Annotated in this window: 2 protein-coding genes; one reads left to right on the plus strand and one right to left on the minus strand. The window is 41.8% G+C overall.

Going from position 1 to position 2,292, the window contains the following annotated elements:
- The first annotated feature begins 381 nt into the window (after nucleotides 1–381).
- Complete coding sequence (locus JUE30_RS11270; protein WP_239061412.1) at nucleotides 382–1,263, plus strand: SHOCT domain-containing protein; 882 nt, start codon at nucleotides 382–384, stop codon at nucleotides 1,261–1,263.
- 30 nt (nucleotides 1,264–1,293) lie between these two features.
- Here the strand turns inward: JUE30_RS11270 and JUE30_RS11185 are convergent, their stop codons facing one another.
- Nucleotides 1,294–2,061 carry an HNH endonuclease family protein gene (locus tag JUE30_RS11185; protein ID WP_203624887.1) on the minus strand — a complete coding sequence of 256 codons (768 nt, stop codon included), beginning with the start codon at nucleotides 2,059–2,061 and terminating at the stop codon, nucleotides 1,294–1,296.
- Nucleotides 2,062–2,292 lie beyond the last annotated feature (231 nt).

The following is a 2,292-nucleotide window of genomic DNA, read 5'->3' on the forward strand; positions in this document are numbered from 1 at the left end:
ACCGTATTTTCCTTGAGCGTGTCTGGTTTAACCCCAAAGCCCACAACCTGGCGGCTTAAAAAAAGAGTACCTAGACCAATTAAGGTCTAGATACTCTCATAAATTATGTTCAACTTCACTTGACGAAGAGCCAATTTTGGCCGCTCTCTTTAGCGGCCTTTCTTATCGGGAAATACCAATGAATTCAGTGTATACTTTCTCTGAAAAGACACTAGTCATCCTTCACCACAAAGCCAAATGGTCGGGTTAGTCCTCTCGAAATAATTGTTAACCGTATATGTAAATGACCCGAATTTGGTACACATCTTATGGAAAACTAAGCTGTCGCCGAACCAGCGTCAACGAGACAATAGAACTTGAAACCACATGGGGGAAGATAAAATGAAAGCTACGTTCAATCACGGCAATGCTACCGTAGAGTTTGACGGTACAACCTTTTCATATTCAGGGGAGGATCGAAGTATTCATTCTCTTTTGATTCAGGAACTGCCACGGTTTGATTCTGATCCTGCTAAAGCATTTTCCAAAGGAACTCTGCACATCTATCGAGGAAATGAAAAAATAGCAGATATTCCCTTCACCGCAAATGATGTTGATGAGATTAACAAAGTGCTGTCAGCTGTAAACACTGTTGTCTTTAACTATGCTAACAAAAATGTGGACGTTAAAAATCCTGATTCCGTCTTCGTCCAAGGTGGCCTTAAAATTAGTAACTCAGTCTTTTGGGTTCCAGCTTTGTTCAATATTGCGTCAACCACAGTACCCACTGATGAGGTCTTACATATTGCATTAAAGGGTGCTTTCAAAGAATACTTGATCGTTAGCGATAAAACGCTATATATACTAAAAGATGGTTACATGACTGGTCACCTGATTGGTCAGGGATCCTTCGTGATGCCGCTCAGCTCGGTGACAAATACCTCAGTGGACTTTCATCTGATGTCAGGGTATTTTTCAGTTGCCACAGCAGGCATGGAAAATACTCGCAAAAACTTCTGGTCCAGTGATAAAGACATGGATCCTGCCAAAGCACCTAACACAATATCCCTAAATGCGGCCAATAAAGATGATTTTGTAAAAGCAATGCAAATTATTAATACCCAATTGATTCCTAAAGCAACACAGTCAACGTCTCAAAGAACTATTACAATGACGGCATTGGATCCGGCAACAGAAATCCGAAAATTCAAAGGACTACTCGATGATGGCATCATTACTCAGGAAGAGTTCGATGCAAAGAAAAAGGCCTTACTCGGCCTTTAACGGATCAATCCTAGAACATTCTACAGGTATTTAGATAGCAAACAGTTTTATCAGATCGCCCTTGAGAAATTCATTACGTCGGTCAATATCTTCGGTGGTCCAGCTTGTCTTTGAGTCCCATGTCTCACCCTTTTCAGCATTCAGAATAGACTCATTAAGTGCCAAGGGAGTCCTAAGGCCTGAGTAATCAGCTTTCTCTGTTGATCTATAGTTCACTTTGTCAGTGAAACTATGATCACTCATCTCGGCGTTGTAGCCAGTTAACGTGAGATTCCCAATCTTATGCAAATACGCCTGTTGAACATCAGCAACATCATCTGGGGCTTCAGGTGAAATCATCTCTGGCCAACCATTTTTGAGATTCTGCGTCTCCGGCATAATGTGCTCAATTGACCAGATGGGTAATTTACGTCCAGAACCAGTCCCCTTAACTTGATCGAGGTTATCAGGATTCTGCTTATTGAAGAAATGATCGTGCTCTCTCTCAAAAGCAATTAGCATGAACCTCACAGTTGCCGGAGAGACATCGTAGACGCCAGAATCAAGTGCCAAACTAAATTGTTTATCGCTTGGCGCAATCGAACCAAGGATTGTTTTCACTTTTTCAGACAGATCATCCCAATGACCAGTGTCTCGCATTAAGTGAGAAATTTCGATGGTTTTGGCCCTAATGTTCGATGCCTTTGGCCAAGATACTATGTTTCTCCTCACGTAAAAGTTAATCAAATATTTTAATGTATCTTCAACACAGGTGACCTCAATCTTATCTTCATGGAAGGCCTTCAGCATTACAATCATCAACGGATATGCTTGAGTGGGGTCCAACTTTTTTAAGCTACACAGCTCAGATTCCACTGCATCTGGCAAAGTAATCGTGGGATCGGGATCTAATAACGGCCTCAATTTTCAAGTCAAGTGCAACGATGATAACGAATCCTTGATAGTGGTCTAGGTTGTTAAGCCATGCGTCGGTAGTAATCGCATGGTCGAAGATAGTTCAGAATACGTCTGGGACGATGGTTCAGTGCT

The organism is Lacticaseibacillus sp. 866-1, assembly GCF_016861825.1.
Lineage (GTDB): Bacteria > Bacillota > Bacilli > Lactobacillales > Lactobacillaceae > Lacticaseibacillus.

What these genes read in the sequence shown, in the direction of transcription:
- JUE30_RS11270 (WP_239061412.1), top strand. Translation starts at nt 382, where the DNA reads ATGAAAGCTACGTTCAATCACGGCAATGCTACCGTAGAGTTTGACGGT.
- JUE30_RS11185 (WP_203624887.1), bottom strand. Translation starts at nt 2,061, where the DNA reads ATGATTGTAATGCTGAAGGCCTTCCATGAAGATAAGATTGAGGTCACC.